Genomic DNA, 17,345 nt, shown 5'->3' with positions numbered 1-17,345 from the left:
CACGTCTGTCCGACCTCGCCGTCCATGCTGGCGTCGAAGGAGGTCGACGCGATGAGCGATGCCGGTCGACCCGCAGAGGGTCCGGGGGCTCGTGCGCCGTTCGATTCGCCCCAGCTGTGGCGCGCGCTGGTCGGCGACCACAGCGCCGCAGCCCCCGTCGCCCTCCCCCTGTTCTCGACCCGAGAAGCGCTCGCTGCCGGGCTCACCGCTCGCCGCCTCACCAGCCTCCGAAGCCGGCGACGTGTCGAGCCGATCGCCCGTGGCCGCCACATCCTGATCCCGCCAGGTGCGCCTCGCGACTGGCGGATCGCGCCGCTCGAGGCAGCGTGGCTGGTCGCGGTCAGCGTGTTCGGATGGGACCTCCCCTACCTGTCGGGGCTCACGGCCGCAGCGTGCCACGGCGCGATCGCGCACCCGCCGGGCGTCGTGCACATCACCGGCCCGAGCCAGGTGCGTGACATCGACCTGCCCGGGGTCGGATGCACCGTGCGCTTCCATCAGCGCAGCGAGCGCACGTGGAGCGAGTCTCGTGGCGCCCACCACGGCGACCCCGCCGCAGTCGACATCCTCGCAGGAGAGCTGTGTCGCATGCGGATCACCACGGAGAACCAGACGTGCCTCGACCTCGAGCACAGCCTGCGACGCACGGGACATCCCCGCGTGGCGGCAGCAGCGCGCCTCACGCTCCAGCGCCGCGCCGCGTACCGAGCCCTCTGGGATGCCTGCCAGCTGCAGCGCCGGTGGACCGCCTACGGCAGGCTCACCGGGTGGCGAAGCCAGGAGCCGATCGATCCGCGCGAGACCTACCGGAGCTTCTAGCAGGCGGCGTTCTCGACGTACCCGTTCTTCGAGTCGAACCGCACGCCCGGGCTCGCCGAGTGGTAGCCGCGGGGGTGCTTGAGCTGGACGCACCACTCGTCAATGGCTCCGCCGGTCCACTTCACGAACTCCACGCCAGGGGACACGCCGAGCACGGGATCGCCGTCGATCGTGTAGCTGTCGCCGTCGGTGTCGACGTCGAGAGCTCCAGCCTGATCCTCGTCGAAGGCGGCGCGGATCATGATGCCGAGGTTCATGGCGTCCGACTGAGCCGCCGAGTCGGAGGCCTTCGCCTGATGGTCCAGATAGAGCGGGATCGCGATCGCCGCGAGTATCCCGATGATGATGATGACCACGAGCAGCTCCACCAGGCTGAAGCCGTTCTCGTCGTCGCGCAGATCCCCCCACATGTCGTCCCCCTCAAGACTCCCTGTCACGCCAGTGTGGCCCGCGACGCACGGTGCCGCAAGGGTGGGCGCTCAGAGCACCAGCTGCCAGAAACCCACATCGATCCACCGGTCGAGCTTGTAGCCCGCCTGCGCGACGGTGCCCACGTGCTCGAACCCCAGCCGCTCATGGAGCGCCACGGAGCCAGGATGAGGCAGCGCGAGCACCCCCAGGACGGAGTGAACGGGCGCGTGAGGGGATTCATCGAGGCGCCTCAGCCGATCGAGCAGCTCCGTGTACAGGGCGGTGCCCCACCCGCCGCGTCGTACCTGATGGTCGAGGTACACGGTGGACTCGAGCGTGTGCCGGTAGGCCGCGCGGTCCCGGTAGGGACCCGCGTACGCGTAGCCGACCACGCTGCCGGAGTCCTCCGCGACCAGCCATGGCAGCCCGCGGCCCTGGATCGCCTCCACCCGCGCCCACATCGCGTCCGCGGTGACGGGCTCGGTCTCGAACGTGGCCGTGTCGTGGACCACGTAGTGGTTGTAGATCTCGGCGAGGCGGGCGGAGTCGGTCGAGGCCGACGCGGAGCGGATCACGCGCCCATTATGCGCGCGGCTCGCGCGCCGAGGCCGACGCGGGGCCGTGGAGCGACGGGCACGCTCACGGCACGGCGAGCGGGGCGTCTCGCGACACGGACTCCTCGTACGCACGCCGCGACCGCAGGTAGCGCCAGGACACGGCAGCGATCGCCACGCCGGTGAGCCCCGCGATCGACGTCACCAGGAACCCGCCCGACGAGCCGTGCCGGTCGATGATCCATCCGGCGAACCACGCTCCCGCGGCGACGCCCATGTCCATGCCGGTACGGGTCCAGGTCATGCCCTCGGTGAGGCGCGACCGCGGGATGAGCGCGTGCACGACGCCGTCGCTGACCGCCATGGTCGGCGCGATCGCGAGCCCGGTGAGGAACATCAGCACGCCCAGCCACAGCATCGACGGCGCGAGGATGAACGTGGCAGCGCCCACCCCCGTCGCCGTGACCCCCCACAGCAGCCGCGACGCGAGCGTCCGGCTCCACATGCGCGATCCGTAGGCGAGCCCGCCGACCAGCGAGCCGAGCGCCCACACCGCGAGCACGACGCCCGACCACTGCTTCTGGCCCAGCTCCTCCGCGAAGGCCACCGTTGCGGCGTCGGTCGACGCGAAGACCGCGCCCTGCGTCGCGAAGATCGCGGTGGTGATGACGAGCGCCGGCGTGGTGACGAGCAGGTGGCCTCGCAGCGCGCCGCGGTACCGGCGCAGTCCGCGCGGCGCGGGCGGCAGCCCCACACGCTCCATCGATCCGTCGACGACGAGCGCCCGTGAGGCACCGTCCCGTCCCTGACGCCGGCGGGCGTCGCGCCGGAGCGCCGGCGGCTCGGTCGCCTTCAGGCTCAGGAACGCGTAGCCGCCGATCGCGAGCGAGACCACCGCGATCGCCGACGGCACCCAGGAGCCGACCTGCGTGGCCAGCACGGTCGCGAGCGCCGGCCCGGCGATGAAGAGCACCTCCTCGAGCGAGGACTCGAGCGAGAACGCGGTGTTGAGGGCGTGCTTGTCGGGGACGATGTGGGTCCACCGCGCGCGCGTGTGCGTGGACTGGGTCCCGCCGGCGGCGAAGAGCGGCGCGAGCACCACCAGCACCCACACGGGCTGATGCGTCAACGCGGCGGCGATCATCGCGAGCCGCCCGAGAATCGCGACGGCGAAGCCCCAGCGGAGCACGCGGCTCTGGCCGAACGCGTCGACCAGGCGGCCCACCTGCGGCGAGACCACGGCGTAGGACACCGCGATCGCGGCGAGCACCATGCCGCCGTACTCGTAGCGGCCGTACTCGATCTGGACCAGCAGGAAGGTCGACAGGCCGGTGAGGCCCATCTGCAGGCGCGCGACCAGGCCCCAGAGCGTGAAGGCGCGGGCACCGGGCAGCGCGAGGATGCCCCGGTAGGGGGAGAGCATGACACAACCTCACAGGAAGGAATGAGAAGTCGCGCGTCCTCGCGCGGAAGCCACACCAACTGCGCGACGTGGCCGGCGCATCGTCCCGGCGCCGGGCCCGAGGGCCCGCGGCGCGGCACGACCGGAGCATCGTCTCACACCGCGGGTGGGACCCCGCGCCGTGGAGGGGCCTTGAGCGGCGACGGGATCCGGTCCGCGAACCGCATGAGGATCGAGCCCGCGACCGCGAGGATCAGCACGTACGCGGCGGCGAACGGCCCGAGCATCGCCTCCGCCCCGGCCGCGACGCCCAGTCCGGCGATGACGATCGAGAACTCGCCGCGCGGCACCAGCGACAGGCCCGTGCGCCACTGGCCCTTGGGGCCGATCCCCGCCTGCCGCGCCGCCCAGATCCCCGTGCCCACCTTGGTCACCGCGGTCACGAGCGCGAGCGCGAGCGCGGGCAGCAGCACCGGCACCAGGTCGCGCGGGTCGATGCCGATCCCGAAGAAGACGAAGAAGATCCCGCCGAAGACGTCGCGGAGCGGGGGCATCAGCCCGCGCACCTGGTCGGCGACGTTGCCGGACAGGGTGAGGCCGAGCAGGAACGCACCGACCGCCGCGGACACCTGCACCGCCTCCGCGAGGCCCGCGACCAGGAACGCGAGGCCGAGCACGCCCAGCAGCAGCAGCTCCCGCGAGTGCGAGTGCACCACGGTCGAGACGTGGTGCGAGAACTTGAGGGCGAAGAAGAACGCCGCCGCGACGATCGCGATCGCGATGCCCGCCGCGATCGCGCCCTGCACGATGGTCGCCCCGACCAGCAGCACCGCGAGGATCGGCAGGAACACCGCCATCACGATGTCCTCCATCACCAGCAGGCTGAGGATGACGGGGGTCTCGCGGTTCGCGAGCCGGTCGAAGTCGTCGAGGAGCCGCGCGATGATGCCGGAGCTCGAGATGTACGTGACGCCGGCCAGCAGGATCGAGGCCGTGACGGACCAGCCGAGCAGGAGGCCCACCGCGAAGCCCGGCACGGCGTTGGCGACCCCGTCGAGGATCCCGGCCTTCCAGGTGGTCCTCAGGCCCACGCGCAGGTCGTCCGGCGAGTACTCGAGGCCCAGCAGCAGCAGGAGCAGCACCACGCCGATCTGCGCGCCGATCGCGAGGAAGTCCTCTCCCGCCGCGATCGGGATGAAGCCTCCCTCGCCCATGATCAGCCCGGCGAGCAGGTACAGCGGGATCGAGGGGATGCCGATCCGGCTCGCGAGCCGGCCGAGCAGCGCGAGCACCAGGAAGACCACGCCGAGCTCGATGAGCACGGTCGAGGTCTCCGAATGCGGGCTGGCGGCGACGACGCGCAGGCCCGACAGGGGTGCGGTCGCGGTGAGCATCGTCTACCCCGTGAGGATGTGCGCCGCCCTGTCGACGGCCTCGTCGGAACCCATGACCAGGACGGTGTCGCCCGCTTCGAAGATGAACGACGGTTCGATGCCCGGGATGCCCTGGTCGCCGCGGATCACCGCGACGACGCTGGCCGAGGTGAGCGTGCGGATCTTGCCCTCCGCCAGGGTGCGGTTCACCAGCCCGCCTGCCGCCGGCATCGTCACCCATTCGATGGCGAGGCCGACGATGCTGTGCCGCAGGTCCTCGAGCCGCGCCGTGATGTTCGTGCCGCCGAGCAGCTCCGCGAGCTTGCCGGCGTCGCCCTCGGACAGCTCGAGGGTGCCGCGGCAGGCGTCGGGGTCCTCGCGGTCGTACAGCGCGATGTCCCGCTTGCCGTCGCGGCGGACGACCACGCCGACGTGGTCGCCCGCCTCCGCGGTGAACTCGTAACGGACGCCGACTCCGGGGAGAGGGGTCTCGTAGATCTCCATGGGCCTACTGTTCCACGCAGGAGCGTGCCACGGCTACGCCTCGCGGGCCGGATCGTGCCCGCGGAGCGGATCGGGGCCGGTCGGCAGGGACAGCACGAAGGTCGCGCCGGCGCCCGGGCCGGGGGACGATGCGGTGACGTCTCCGCCGTGCGCGCGCGCCAGGGAGCGCGCGATGGTGAGGCCGATGCCGCGGCCGGCGGCGCGGCGGGCCGCGGGGCCGCGGTAGAAGCGGTCGAACACGCGGTCGAGCTCGTCGGCGGTGAGCCCGGCGCCGGTGTCGACCACCCTGACGCTGGCGATGCCTCGGGCGGCGCCCACCGCGACCGTGACGGAGCCGCCGGAGGGCGTGTGGGTGAGCGCGTTGCCCAGCAGGTTGAGCAGGATCTGCGTGATGCGGTCGCGGTCGACCACCACCGGCACCGGGGATCCGGCGTCGACCTCGAGCCCCACCCCGGCGTGGTCGAACTGCGGCTCGAGATGGGTGGCGGCGTCCGTGGCGAGCGCCGCGAGGTCCTCGGGCGCGTTGCGCAGCTCGACGGCATGCTCGTCGGCGCGGGACAGGGTGGACAGGTCCTGGGCGAGACGCTCGAGCCGGGAGGCCTCGGCGGCGACCCGCTCGTACGCCTCCGGGGAGGGCTCGATCACCTGGTCGGCGAGCGCCTCCATGGTGCCCCGGATGGTGGTCAGGGGCGTGCGCATCTCATGCGCGACCTCGTCGATCAGCCGCGCCCGCGTCTCCTCGCTTCGCGCGAGCCGCTCCGCGAGCTCCTCCAGATCCGCCGCGACCGCCGCCAGCTCGGCGTCGTGCGGGCGGGGCACGTCCTGCCGGTAGTCGCCGCGGGCGATCCGGCGCGAGGCCTCCTGGATCGCGGTCAGCGGGGCGACGATCCGACGGGACAGCAGCAGCGCGAGGGCGGCCGCGACGGCGACGGCGGCGACGGCACCCCACGCGAGGGCGACCGGCAGCACCGATCGCACGGCGTCCTGCGCCGCCTGCGCCTGGCCGCCGCCCATGGCGCCCCGCATCATGCCGAGCTGACGGCCCACCAGGGTGCTCGTCAGCGCGCCGCCGATCACCACGGCGACGAGCGTGCCGGTCAGCGCGACCGCGAGGTGCGACGCGAGCAGGCGGCTCCGCAGCGACCTCATGGCGCCGCCAGCTTGTAGCCGACGCCACGCACGGTGAGGATGAGCGCGGGCGAGTCTGCGGGGTCGTCGAGGGCCCGGCGCAGCTTCCTGACGTGGACGTCGACGATCCGCTCGTCGCCGTAGAAGTCCCATCCCCACACCCGCTCGATGAGCTGACGTCGGGTGAACACCCGGCCAGGCGCGGAGGCGAGCGCGGCGAGCAGGTCGAACTCGAGCGCGGTGAGCGTCACCGGTCGGCCGTCCAGCCGCACCTCGCGCGCCGCGAGATCCACGACCAGGGCGCCGGCGCCCAGCGTCTCGGGTGCCGCTCCCGCGTCGCCGCGCCGCAGGATCGCGCGCACGCGCGCCGCGACCTCGCGTGGGCTGAACGGCTTGGTGACGTAGTCGTCCGCGCCCACCTCCAGGCCGACGATGCGGTCGGCCTCCTCGGCCCGCGCGGTGAGGAGGAGCACGGGGACGTCCGAGGTCTGCCGGAGCCGGCGGAGCGTCTCGAGCCCGTCGATGCCCGGCAGCCTGACGTCGAGCACCACGAGCGCCGCGCGCTCGCGGGCGAAGGCGGCCAGCGCGTCCTCGCCGCTGCCCGCCTCGACCACCGCGAAGCCGTCGCGGCGCAGGTAGCCGCCGACGATCTCGCGGATGTTGGGCTCGTCGTCGACCACCAGCACCGTGCGTGCGGCCATGTCTCTCATCCTAGGGAGCAGGCACGCCCGTGATGTCCTCGACATCGGCGGGGTCGAGGACCTGCGCCGCGTAGTCGACCCCGCGGGCGTCCAGCTGGCGGACGAACGCCGCGAGGTGCTGCTCCGACGCGCTCTCGAGCGCGGCGTACACGCTGGCGACCGCCGCGGACTCGGGATCCTGGTCACGCAGGTCGGCGATGTCGGTCTCCTCGACCAGGGCCGCCGCTCCGAGCGCCGCGGTCACGGACGTGGAGCCCTGGGCGAGCAGTGCGTCGTAGAGGTCCTGCAGCGCGGGGTCGGACAGCTCGCCGGCCGCCGCCTCCTCGGTCGGGTCGGCGACGCCGTAGGCGTCGAGCAGCCGGCTCACCGCATCCATGTGCTGCTGCTCTGCGTCCGCCACGCGGTCGAGCACGCGGAGCCCCCAGAGCTCGTCGAGAGCCGTGTAGAGGTCGCGCGCGAGCTTCTCCTCCTGGACCATGAAGGTGAGGCTCGCGGCGTCGTCGGCGTCCACGCTGGACCCGTCGGCGACCGCCGCCTCGTCGAGCAGGCACGTGCCGTCGCCGTAGGCGCCCGAGGCGGCGGTGCCCGAGCCGGAGCGGGCGCGCATGCCGCCCGCGCCCCACGCGTCGTCTGCATCGTCGGTCATCATCCCGCCCATGCCGCCCTGCTGGACCTGGCGCGCGACGGTGCCGCCGCGGCCCACGGGGCCGTCATCGTCGGTGGCGGTGCTCACTCCCCACGCGACGGTGGCGGGGACGGCGATCGCGGCGGCCCCGACGGCCGCGCCGATCGCGAGGGTTCGCATCCTGATGCTCATGGCAGTCTCCTTCGTCTCGATGGCTCCAGTCCATCGCCGCCATGTGAAGGAGCGGCCGTCGTGCGGGTGAAGATTCCGTGAAGCCTAGACGGCGAGTGCCTCGCCGCGGGCCTGCCAGTCGCGGGCGAGAAGCCCGAAGAACGCGTCGTCGGAGACCTCGTCCTCGACCCAGTACGCCTCCCGCTTCACGCCTTCCTGCTGGAAGCCGAGCCGTTCGAGCACCCGGATCGAGCGGATGTTCTGCGGGTGGGTCGATGCCTCGATGCGGTGCACGCCGTGCACGGTGATGAGGTGCTCGATGAGCGCCGCGGCGGCCTCCGTCGCGTAGCCCTTGCGGCGCGCCCAGGTGTGGAGGGTGTAGCCGATCTCGGCGGTGTGACCGTGCTCGTGGAGGTAGACGGCGACGTCGCCGACCGTCATCCCGTCGGCGCGGCGCTCGACGTCCAGCTGGTACCAGCCTCCCGGCGTCGGGCCGTCCTTGCGTGCCACGTCCTGGATCAGCGCGAGGGCCCTCTCGACCGAGTACGGGACCCTCCATGCCTGGTAGGCGGCGGTGTCCGGGTCCGACCGGCGCAGGGCGAAGTCCTCCGCATCGTCCTCGGTGAACGGGCGGAGCACCAGTCGCTCCGTCACGAGCGGGGTGAAGGTCACGCCGCCACTCTAGGGAACATAACGACGAAATCCCAGTGTTCACCGCATTTCCGGTTTAGGTGATGACAGCGTTGCGGAAATGACCTAGAGTCTCCGGGTGAGGTGAGCCTCACCTCACCACCCCGGAGGGAGTCCCATGGAGACCGTGCACGACGCCACCGTCGCCCGCGTCGAGCGCCTGAGCGAGCGCATGGTGCGGATCTCCCTCGCGCTGGACGAGCCCTCCGCCTGGGTGACCACGGGACGTCCCGACGAGTTCGTGCACGTCGAGGTCGGCGCCGACACGCTGGACCCCGACGGCCACAGCTCCCGGCACTACACGGTGAGCGCGGTCACGCCCGACGGCTTCGAGCTCGAGATCTTCCTTCACGGCGACGGACCCGGTGCGACCTGGGCGCGCGCCGTCGTGGCGGGTGACCGCACGCGGGTGTCCGACCCGAAGGCCTACTACGGCGTTCCCGCCGGGTCCGGCGTCCGGATCCTCGCGGGCGATCTGACCGCCCTGCCCGCCATCGCGCGCGCGCTGGCCGAGGCGCACGCGGACGAGGTGTTCCGCGTGATCGTCGAGGTGCCGTCGATGGACGATGCGCGGGATCTGCCGACCGCCGCGTCCGCCCGGATCGACTGGGTCGTCGGCGGCAACGGGCAGGGGGCCTCGGTGCTGCGCGATGCGCTCACCGGCCTCGCCCAGGACTCGGATCTGCTCGATCCCGAGTCGCTGTCCTACGTGTGGGTCGCCTGCGAGTCGGTGCATTCGCGCAGGATCCGCCAGCTCCTGCGCCGGGAGTTCTCCCTGGTCCTGGGCCAGTACCGGATCGTCGGCTACTGGCACGCGGATCTCGAGCGCGCGCTGCGCGTGTGGGAGGAGGCGTCGGACGAGCAGAAGGCCCAGTACGCCGCGCTGTGGCGCGAGGACCGCTCGGACGAGGAGAACTGGCTCGAGCTCGAGCCGTTCCTCCAGCGGATGGGCGTCTGACCCGGGCTCAGCCGGGGAGCACGCCCAGGTCGGCGAGGCCCCTGCGGCCCGCGCCGGCGTACGGCTCGTCGTCGACCGAGGCGAGGGTCATCGCGTAGCCGAGCGCCTCCGCTCGGGTGCGGAGCATCGCGGCCTCGTCGAGGCGCACGCTGCCGTGCCGGTATCCGCTGAGCACGTCGCGGAATCGCGATGAGCCGACCAGCACCCATGCCTGTCCGAGGTCCGTCGCCGGGTCGCCGGCCGCAAGGTCGCCCCAGTCGATGATGCCGGCGAGCCGGCCGCCCGCGACCAGGACGTTCTCGCCGTGCAGGTCGAGGTGGCACCACGTCTCGTAGCCGCGCCGCAGGCTCGCGCCCGCGAGGTACTCGGCGCGCGCCGCGTCGGCGTCGATCGCGAGTCCTCCCTCGACCAGCCGCTCGATGCGGTCGTCGAAGCGCTCGGCGCGGGCGGCGAGGGTCGTGGACCGGTAGGGGTTGCGCGGGGCGTCCGCCGGGGCCGGCATGTGCACCTGGGCGAGCGCGCGCCCCAGGTCTCCGGCGCCCTTGGAGCTGAGCGCCAGCTGGTACGCCGGCACGCCCTCGATCCAGCGGGCGATGGACCACGCCCACGGAAGGTCGTCGGTCGGGGCGCCCATCCGGACGGGCGCGGGCACCGCGAAGCCCCATGCCGGCGCGAGCTGCGGCAGCCAGGTGTGCTCGGCGCCCGCGTGGGCGGCGGCGGCCGCGTGGCGCGGGATCCGTACGGCGAGGTGCGGGCCGAGCCGGTGCACGACCGTGTCCCACCCCTCGATCGCCGGTCCGAGCTCGAGGTCGGCGAGGTCGGGATGCTGGCGTCTCACCAGGTCCAGCACCTGCGCCTGGTCGAGACGGACCTCGGTCTCGGGGCGTGCCCAGGGCGGGGTGCTCATGAGCCGAGGCTATGCGCGCCGTCCCCCAGCCGCCACTCGACAGCCGGGTCCGTGACCCAGTCGAGCATCGTCTGCCATGGTCCGTGGCCGTCGTCGACGTTGAGGTGGCCGCTGCCCGGGAGGGTCACGGCCGGCACGCCCCAGGCCTCGGCGAGCTCGGTGAGCGGTGCCGGGCGGTAGTCGTCGGTCTCCCGCGCGAGGATCGCCGTCTCGCGGGAGGCGCGGGCCGCCGCATCCTCCAGCCGCGCGGGTAGCGCCATGTCGCCGAGCGGGCCGACGAGCCTGCTCGGGTGAGGGGGCGCGACCATCAGCACGCGGTCGACGCGCAGCCGCGGGTCGAGCCCCGCGCCGTCGAGTCCCATGGCCGCGTGCAGCCACAGCACGCCGCCGAGCGAGTGCGTGATCACCACGCGCTCGCCGTCGCCGAGCATCTCGAGCTCGCCGAGCAGCACCTCGTGCTGGTCCGCCAGGCGCGGCGCGTCCGGGCCCGGGAGCTGCGGGTACTGCACCGGGATCCGCGCGAGGCGGAGCTGCTCGCCCAGCCACCAGAGCCAGTGACCGCTCGGGCGATGGTGCACGAAGCCGTGGAGGAGCAGCACGCGGATGTCGGTCATCGCGCCATCGTGGCACGGCGCCCCGGATTCAGAACAGGGTCTCGCCGACGAATCCTCCCTGCTCGCAGCCGGGGAGCACCGCGAACACCGCCGAGCCGATCGGAGTGGTCCAGGTGTTCATCAGGTCCGCCTCCGCGAGGCGGTCCTGCACGGGCACGTACTGCGCGGCCACGTCCGCCTGCCACGAGCCGAACAGCAGGCCGACGTTCGAGACCGCCGGCCGTCCCAGCGAGTCGAGCGCGCCGGGCTCCACGTCGTCGTCGTACGAGTACGAGAGACGGACGATGCGCCTCGCCGGGTCGGTCTCCCGCGCTCGCGCCGCGTGCGCGGCGGGGTTGATCACGGTGAAGCCGTTCGGGCCGGTCGCCTCCGGATCGATGTCGTCGTGCTCGCCGCCGCCGGTGAGCGGCGCGCCGTCCGACAGCCGGCGCCCGACGGCGTTCTCGCGGCCGGCGACATCGACGGCGTCCCAGCCCTCGAGGTCCATCGCGATGCGGCGCAGCACCAGGGACGTGCCGCCCGCGAGCCAGGCGGGCGCATCGTCGCGCGCCCAGACGGCGGCGTCGAACTCGGGGTCGCCCGGCCCGGGGTTGCGGGAGCCGTCGACCTGGCCGAACAGGTTGCGCATGGTGGTCCCCTGCGGGTCCGACCCGTACGCGCGCCGGAAGCCGCTCTGGCGCCAGCGCAGCTCGCCGTAGGCGCGCGAGTCGCGCACCAGCATCCGCGCGAGGTGGGAGATCGAGGTCGGGTCGTCGCCGTGCAGGAGCACGAGCAGGTCGCCGCCGGACCACCGGTCCTCGAGGCGGTCGATGGCGTAGCCCGGCAGCGGTCCGAGCCACGCGGGCGCCTCGGCGCCCGCGAGGGCGACCGCGGCGGGCCCGACGCCGAACGTGGCGGTCAGCCCCGCGGGTCTCACCGCCAGCTCCGGCTCGAGGTCCGCGAGGGCGCCACGGCCCTGCGTGATGCGCGCCGCGTCGTCGCTCAGCAGGCGCAGCCAGCGCTCGAGGCCCGCGCGGTCCGTGGCGGGCAGCAGGTCGAACGCGAGGTAGGTGGCGTGGGCGCCGGGGCTCGACGTCACGCCGGCCTGGTGAGGTCCGTGGAACGGCGTGACGCGGTCGCCGTTGACGCCGGCTGTGTCCGCGGTCGGGCCCGGGCTCGCCAGGGCGCGATCGGCGCCGAGCGCGACGGCGGCGCCCGCGCCCGCGGCGGCCCCCCCGAGGAGGAGCTGCCGCCGGCTCGGGCCGCGGCGGATGCGGTCGTCGGGCATCAGCCGTCCGAGGGGTCCGCGGACGAGCCCATGTCCATCTCGCCGTGGTCGGCGTCCATGGAATCGCCCTCGTAGTCCTCGTTGCCGCCGTCGAAGTCCTTCGCGGGGGCGGTGAACTCGAGGGTGCCGCCGTCGGCGAGCTCCAGCGTGACCGTGATCTCCTCCCCCGCCAGGATGTCCTCGGGCAGGGCCATCAGCATGAGGTGGAGGCCGCCGGGCTCGAGCGAGAGCTCGCCGCCCGCCGGGACCGTGAAGCCGCCGTCCTTCTCCTGCATGGTGCCGTCGACCACCTCGTGGAGCTCGACCATGCCGGCGGCGTCGGAGGAGGCGCCGGTGACGGTGACGTCGGCGTCGGTGGGGTTCTCGAGCGTGCCGAAGACGGCCGTCATGCCGTCGGCCGCGGCGGTCTTGACCCAGGGGTCGATGAGGGTGAGCGAGTCGTCTGACTCACTTGCGCCGGAGGCGCAGGAGGACAGGGTCGCGGCGAGCGCCAGCGCTGACGCGGTCGCGAGAGCGCGGGTGTAGGGACGGGGACGGGTACGCATGGTTCTCCTGAGATGGGGGTGCGCGGGCGCGCACGGGCAGGCCTGAGATGGGGACGGCGCGCGAGGCGTCGAACGAGGATGGGTCAGGCGATCCCAGGAGGCCCGCGCGTGGCGGGGGAGCGCACCGCGAGCCGGCCGGACAGGCCGGGGCGGGGTGCGAGCACGACCGCGGTGGCCCCGGTCGGCGTGACACGCGGCGTGCCGAGCCGGAGCCGCGCGGAGATCGCGCGGGAGACGAGGGCGGCGAGCCGGCGGAGCGCGCGGACGAGGCTGTCCGCGCGCCGGATGGCCGCATAGGACACGAGCGCCGCGGCCACGTGCGCGACGGGCATGGAGCCCGCGTCGCCGGCGAGCTCGACCGTGCCGAGCGTCACGGCGCCGTGGTGGGCGTGGGCGGCCGGGGCGGCCGAGCCGCCGAACGAGAACGCCGCGTGGAAGGCCAGCTGGCTCGCCCCGAGCAGCACGGCGAGCCGCAGCCGCCCGAGCGGTCTCCCGGCGAGCTGCACGCCGACGGCGAAGGCCACCGCGAGAGGCACGAGCACGCCGGCCGCGGCGGGCGCGTGGCCCCCGGCCAGCACGTGCATGGTGAGCGCGGCGAGAGTGGACAGCGCGGCGGCGCCCGCCGCGCGCGCCATCCGGGTCCCGCCTGCCATGGATCCATGGTGGCACGCCCGGGACCCGGGCCCCGCATCGTCCCCTCCGCCGTCACGAACCGCCTCCCGCTCGGGGGACAATGGGTGACCATGAGCGAGCAGATGTCCGAGGCCCCGACGGAGCGGCCCGACCACCAGCGCTGGAACTACAACATCCACTACCAGCGGCCGCTGGTGGCGGACCTGCCGACCGCCGCGCGCACGGCCCTCGACGTCGGCTGCGGCGAGGGCTACCTCGCCCGCCGCCTCGCCGAGCGCGGCCTCGAGGTCACCGCGATCGACTCCGACCCCGCCGCGATCGCCCGCGCACGCGCCCAGGGGCACACGGTCGACCTGCTCGACTCCGAGGACTCCGAGCACCCGTCGCCGTCGCCCTCCATCACGTACCGCGTCGGCGACGTGATGACGGAGGAGCTCGGCACCTACGACGTCGTGACCGCGGTGACGACCCTGCATCACCTCGACCTCGAGGCCGGCCTCGAGCGCCTCGCCGCGCTGGTCGCGCCGGGCGGGCGCCTGGTGATCGTGGGGATCGCCGCCTCGAACTGGCCGCAGGACCTGCCGCGCGACGTGTGGGCGACCTTCGTCGACAAGTTCCAGCGCCTGTTCCGCGGCTACTGGGATCACGGCTGCGAGTGCGTGTGGCCCGCCCCGCACAGCTTCCGCGACGTGAGCGAGGCCGCGGAGCGGCTGCTGCCGGGCTCGGTGTACACGCGCGAGCTCCTGTGGCGCTACACGCTCACCTGGGACCGTCCCGCGGGCTGAGCGGCCCCGCAGGCCCGGTCCGCGGCGGGCACGGGGACCGGTGCGGCCGCGCTGCTGTTCTCATGCGGGAGCGCACGGATCGCATCGGTCGTCCGCACGCTCGCGCATGAATACGGCAGCGGGCGCGCATCACCCCGCCCTGCCCCTCAGGAACCGGAGAGCGCCGTCCCGATGCGCCGGGCCGCCTCCGCGAGGAGCTCGGGCGACGTGGCGATGTTGAGCCGCGCGTGGCCCGCTCCGCCGGTGCCGAAGTCGAGGCCCCGGTTGAGCGCCACCCGCCCACGCTCGAGCAGGGCCGCCGCCGGATCCTCCCCCAGCGTGTCGCCGAAGTCGAGCCAGGTCAGGTACGTCGCCTCGGGCACGCGGTAGTCGACGCCGGGCGCGTGGTCCGCGAGCAGGTCGCGCACCAGGAACCGGTTGCGCTCGAGGCCCGCGAGCATGCCGGTCAGCCACTCGTCCCCGTGCAGGTACGCCGCGGTCTGCGCGATCACCCCCAGGTGGGCCGGCGCATGGTGCTTGCCGGCGCGGAACGCATCGAGCAGCGGGCCGGACTCCACGCCTCCGACCATGAGCGCGGCGGGCACCGCCGCGAGGTTGAACGCCTTGGACGCGGCGTGCAGCGACACGGCCGTCGGGTCCACCGTGACGTAGGGAACGAACTGGTGGCCCGCGTGGACCACGGGCGCGTGGATCTCGTCGGACACCACGGGCACGCCGTGGCGACGGGAGAGGTCGGCGAGCGTCTGCAGCTCGGCGCGGGTGTGCGCGGTGCCTCCCGGGTTGTGCGGGTTGCACAGCAGGTAGGCCGCGCGTCGACCCTCGGCCGTCGCCTCGGTCATCGCGCGCTCGATCGCGGCGGGGTCGAGGCGTAGCGCGGAGTCCAGCGGCGCCTCGACGATCTCGCGGCCCGCCTGGATCAGGTACGAGTAGAACGGGGGGTACACGGGGGAGTTCACGATCACGGCGGAGCCCGCGTCCGTGTGCTCGAGCAGCGCGTCGACGTAGCCGAGGATCACCGACTGCACCGGGATCACGCGCGACGCGTCGAGCCCTGGCCAGTCCCACCGGCGCGCGAACTGCACGAACGCCTCGGCGTAGGGCGTCGAGCCGGGGTAGCCCAGGTCACCGTCGCGCACCGCGCGCACCATGGCCTCCTGTACCGGCTCGGCGAGCTCGACGTCCATCTCCGCCACCCACAGGGGCAGCACGTCCGGCGAGTAGTGGCGCCACTTCGCCGAGGTGCGCTCGCGCAGGCGGGACAGGGGTACGTCGAAGGGGTCGGCGGTCATGAGCCGAGCCTAGGCGACCCCGCGGGTGCCGCCGGTGCCGCTCAGCGCATGGTCCGCAGGAGCGCCGCAAGGCGCTGGATGGGCTCGCGCATGCGGTCCATCCCGCCCAGATGGATGAAGCCGTCCCGGTGGTAGAGGTCGGGGAAGATGTGCGAGGTCACCAGCACGGTGCCGCCCTGCGTGGGCGACATCTCGATCCGCATGTGCGTGCGGACCTCGGTGAAGAGCTCCGCGGTGAACGTGCATTGCAGCAGGTGGAGCGGCTCGACCTTCTCGAACCGCCCGAAGAAGGAGAACGCGTTCCCCTCCGGGTCCGACTGCACCACGCGCCAGGCGCCGCCCTCGGTCGCGTTGATCTCGACCTCCCGGTTGATGTAGCCCGCCGGGGCCCACCACTGCTGGACGTAGAGCGCCTCGATGTGCGCGGTCCAGACCTTCTCGACGGGGGCGTTCAGCCGCGCGGTCGCGACGAGCGCGTACGGCTCGGCGGGAGCATCGAACACCACGTCGACCACGGTGCGCCTCTCGATCCGCGGGCTCCGAGATGCCCGATATGTCCAGACTGGCCAGGCCGGGGGGCCTCGTCAAGCACCGGGGCGCAGGATGTTCTTCCCGATCCTCAGCCCGCGGGCCGCCTTGGAGTCGGGACCGCGCCTCTCCTCCACCTTGTCGGCGATCATCCCGAGCGCCGCCGCCGTGAGCGGGATGGCGATCGCCATGAAGATCCAGCGTCCGAACCGTCGTCTCATCTGTGCACCTCCGTGGCCGTCAACGCGGGCCGACCCCCAGGGCTTCCCGGCGGGCGTCAGCCCGCGTCCGGGCGGCCCGGCCCGGGAGCCGGGTCGACGAAGGCGTGGCGGTCCGCGGCGGCCGCCTCCTCCTCGGCGCGCCGCGACGCGCGCAGCGACGTCACCGTGGTCACCGCGAGCACGCCGACGATCACGACGAGCGACCACAGGGTGGGCACGGTGGGCACGCCCGGCCAGACGCCGTGGGCCCAGTGCAGCACCAGCTTCACGCCGATGAACGCGAGGATCACGGACAGCCCGTAGCCCAGGTGGACCAGCTTCGACAGCGCGCCCTCGAGCACGAAGTACAGGGCGCGCAGGCCCAGGAGGGCGAACGCGTTGGTCGCGAAGACCAGGTACGGGTCCGCGGTGATGCCGTAGACGGCGGGCACCGAGTCGACCGCGAACACCAGGTCGGTGGTGATGATGGCGGCCATCACGAGCGCGAGCGGGGTCAGCGCACGGCGGCCGTTCATCAGGACGGTCGCCTTGGTCCCGTGGTAGTCGCCGGTGACGGGGAACACCTTGCTCATGACCTTCACGATCCGCATCTCGGCGGGGTCGACGTGCTCGTCCTCGGTGCTGCGGGCGTCGCGGAGGACCTTCACCGCGGTGGCGAGCAGGATCGCGCCGAACAGCAGGAAGGTCCAGTCGAAGGTAGCGATGAGCCCGGCGCCCAGCGCGATGAAGATGCCGCGCAGCACGATCGCGCCGGCGACGCCGATGAGCAGCACGCGCTGCTGCAGGACGCGCGGCACGGCGAACGCGCCCAGGATCAGGATGAACACGAACAGGTTGTCGACGGACAGCGACTTCTCGACGATGTAGCCGGTGTAGTACTTCACGCCGATGTCGGAGCCGTGCGCGAGCCACACCCACGCGCCGAACGCGAGCGGCAGCGCGATGTAGAACGCCGACCAGCCGAGGGCCTCCTTGAAGGAGACCTCGTGAGGCTTGCGGGTGATCAGGAAGTCGAACACCAGCAGCGCGACCACCGCGGCGATGGTGCCGGCCCAGAGGCCGGGCGTGGCGATGCTCGTGAGCGCGGAGGGGTCCGGCACGGCGGACTCGAGGGCGAGCGGGGACATGGGTCTCCTCAGGTACGGCGACGACCTGAGGTCTCCTTCACCGCCGCCTCATCGAGGCTGCGGTGCCCGCCCGGGAGAATCCACGGAGATCTC

At 73.2% G+C, this 17,345-nt stretch carries 21 protein-coding genes; 3 read left to right on the top strand and 18 right to left on the bottom strand.

The features are described 5' to 3' along the window. The first annotated feature begins 24 nt into the window (after window positions 1-24). The gene (locus tag QQX13_RS10970; protein WP_301153430.1) at window positions 25-819 is read left to right on the top strand and encodes a hypothetical protein; all 795 of its coding nucleotides are present in this window, start codon (window positions 25-27) and stop codon (window positions 817-819) included. Here the strand turns inward: QQX13_RS10970 and QQX13_RS10965 are convergent. The 9 genes from QQX13_RS10965 to QQX13_RS10925 all read right to left on the bottom strand — a co-directional run bounded on the left by QQX13_RS10965 (window position 816) and on the right by QQX13_RS10925 (window position 8,360). Then, the gene (locus tag QQX13_RS10965) at window positions 816-1,229 is read right to left on the bottom strand and encodes a prepilin-type N-terminal cleavage/methylation domain-containing protein (protein WP_301118979.1); all 414 of its coding nucleotides are present in this window, start codon (window positions 1,227-1,229) and stop codon (window positions 816-818) included. The two genes, QQX13_RS10970 and QQX13_RS10965, sit on opposite strands and share 4 nt — an antisense overlap. Window positions 1,230-1,298: 69 nt before the next feature. Next, window positions 1,299-1,805 carry a GNAT family N-acetyltransferase gene (locus QQX13_RS10960; RefSeq protein WP_301118978.1) on the bottom strand — a complete coding sequence of 169 codons (507 nt, stop codon included), beginning with the start codon at window positions 1,803-1,805 and terminating at the stop codon, window positions 1,299-1,301. Window positions 1,806-1,869: 64 nt separating this feature from the next. Further along, complete coding sequence (locus QQX13_RS10955) at window positions 1,870-3,207, bottom strand: MFS transporter (protein WP_301118977.1); 1,338 nt, start codon at window positions 3,205-3,207, stop codon at window positions 1,870-1,872. Between the two features lie 134 nt (window positions 3,208-3,341). Beyond that, window positions 3,342-4,580: a cation:proton antiporter gene (locus QQX13_RS10950; RefSeq protein WP_301153429.1), complete on the bottom strand. Its 1,239-nt coding sequence runs from the start codon at window positions 4,578-4,580 to the stop codon at window positions 3,342-3,344. Window positions 4,581-4,583: 3 nt separating this feature from the next. Continuing rightward, a complete protein-coding gene (locus QQX13_RS10945; protein WP_301153427.1) occupies window positions 4,584-5,063 on the bottom strand; it encodes a cation:proton antiporter regulatory subunit in 480 nt (159 codons plus the stop codon). Between the two features lie 33 nt (window positions 5,064-5,096). Then, window positions 5,097-6,212 carry a sensor histidine kinase gene (locus tag QQX13_RS10940; RefSeq protein ID WP_301153425.1) on the bottom strand — a complete coding sequence of 372 codons (1,116 nt, stop codon included), beginning with the start codon at window positions 6,210-6,212 and terminating at the stop codon, window positions 5,097-5,099. After that, on the bottom strand, window positions 6,209-6,892 hold the full coding sequence (locus QQX13_RS10935) for a response regulator (RefSeq protein WP_301153423.1): 684 nt from the start codon (window positions 6,890-6,892) through the stop codon (window positions 6,209-6,211). Before QQX13_RS10935 ends, QQX13_RS10940 begins: the two co-directional genes overlap by 4 nt. A 10-nt stretch (window positions 6,893-6,902) precedes the next feature. After that, on the bottom strand, window positions 6,903-7,709 hold the full coding sequence (locus QQX13_RS10930; RefSeq protein ID WP_301153422.1) for a DUF2202 domain-containing protein: 807 nt from the start codon (window positions 7,707-7,709) through the stop codon (window positions 6,903-6,905). Window positions 7,710-7,793: 84 nt separating this feature from the next. Then, window positions 7,794-8,360, bottom strand: a complete 567-nt coding sequence (locus tag QQX13_RS10925) for a GNAT family N-acetyltransferase (protein ID WP_301118971.1) — start codon at window positions 8,358-8,360, stop codon at window positions 7,794-7,796. A gap of 136 nt (window positions 8,361-8,496) precedes the next feature. On the opposite strand from QQX13_RS10925, the gene QQX13_RS10920 reads away from it, so the two are divergent. Continuing rightward, on the top strand, window positions 8,497-9,336 hold the full coding sequence (locus QQX13_RS10920) for a siderophore-interacting protein (RefSeq protein ID WP_301118970.1): 840 nt from the start codon (window positions 8,497-8,499) through the stop codon (window positions 9,334-9,336). A 7-nt stretch (window positions 9,337-9,343) separates the two neighbouring features. On the opposite strand, the gene QQX13_RS10915 is transcribed toward QQX13_RS10920, so the two are convergent. The 5 genes from QQX13_RS10915 to QQX13_RS10895 form a co-directional block, all read right to left on the bottom strand. Then, on the bottom strand, window positions 9,344-10,243 hold the full coding sequence (locus QQX13_RS10915) for a phosphotransferase (RefSeq protein WP_301118969.1): 900 nt from the start codon (window positions 10,241-10,243) through the stop codon (window positions 9,344-9,346). Then, window positions 10,240-10,857 (bottom strand): RBBP9/YdeN family alpha/beta hydrolase, encoded by a 618-nt coding sequence (locus QQX13_RS10910; protein ID WP_301118968.1) that lies wholly within the window; start codon window positions 10,855-10,857, stop codon window positions 10,240-10,242. The genes QQX13_RS10915 and QQX13_RS10910 overlap by 4 nt, the downstream gene beginning before the upstream one ends. A gap of 28 nt (window positions 10,858-10,885) precedes the next feature. After that, window positions 10,886-12,124, bottom strand: coding sequence for a Dyp-type peroxidase (locus QQX13_RS10905; RefSeq protein WP_301118967.1), 1,239 nt, complete (start codon window positions 12,122-12,124; stop codon window positions 10,886-10,888). Continuing rightward, a complete protein-coding gene (locus QQX13_RS10900) occupies window positions 12,124-12,669 on the bottom strand; it encodes a copper chaperone PCu(A)C (protein WP_301153421.1) in 546 nt (181 codons plus the stop codon). The genes QQX13_RS10905 and QQX13_RS10900 overlap by 1 nt, the downstream gene beginning before the upstream one ends. An 83-nt stretch (window positions 12,670-12,752) precedes the next feature. Further along, window positions 12,753-13,322 carry a hypothetical protein gene (locus QQX13_RS10895; protein WP_301153420.1) on the bottom strand — a complete coding sequence of 190 codons (570 nt, stop codon included), beginning with the start codon at window positions 13,320-13,322 and terminating at the stop codon, window positions 12,753-12,755. A 90-nt stretch (window positions 13,323-13,412) separates the two neighbouring features. Between QQX13_RS10895 and QQX13_RS10890 the strand changes: the two genes are divergently transcribed. Continuing rightward, window positions 13,413-14,087 (top strand): class I SAM-dependent methyltransferase, encoded by a 675-nt coding sequence (locus tag QQX13_RS10890; protein ID WP_301118964.1) that lies wholly within the window; start codon window positions 13,413-13,415, stop codon window positions 14,085-14,087. A gap of 146 nt (window positions 14,088-14,233) precedes the next feature. Here the strand turns inward: QQX13_RS10890 and QQX13_RS10885 are convergent, their stop codons facing one another. The 4 genes from QQX13_RS10885 to QQX13_RS10870 form a co-directional block, all read right to left on the bottom strand. After that, window positions 14,234-15,376: a MalY/PatB family protein gene (locus QQX13_RS10885; RefSeq protein WP_301153419.1), complete on the bottom strand. Its 1,143-nt coding sequence runs from the start codon at window positions 15,374-15,376 to the stop codon at window positions 14,234-14,236. 41 nt (window positions 15,377-15,417) lie between these two features. Beyond that, on the bottom strand, window positions 15,418-15,891 hold the full coding sequence (locus QQX13_RS10880; protein ID WP_301153417.1) for an SRPBCC family protein: 474 nt from the start codon (window positions 15,889-15,891) through the stop codon (window positions 15,418-15,420). A 69-nt stretch (window positions 15,892-15,960) separates the two neighbouring features. Continuing rightward, entirely contained in the window at window positions 15,961-16,125 is a 165-nt protein-coding gene (locus QQX13_RS10875; RefSeq protein ID WP_301118960.1) for a hypothetical protein, read from the bottom strand. A gap of 56 nt (window positions 16,126-16,181) precedes the next feature. After that, window positions 16,182-17,252: a TerC family protein gene (locus tag QQX13_RS10870; RefSeq protein ID WP_301153416.1), complete on the bottom strand. Its 1,071-nt coding sequence runs from the start codon at window positions 17,250-17,252 to the stop codon at window positions 16,182-16,184. Window positions 17,253-17,345: the final 93 nt, after the last annotated feature.

Source organism: Demequina lignilytica, from assembly GCF_030418375.1.
GTDB classification, from domain to species: Bacteria; Actinomycetota; Actinomycetes; order Actinomycetales; family Demequinaceae; genus Demequina; species Demequina lignilytica.
This window is presented reverse-complemented; position numbering and strand designations above follow the sequence as displayed.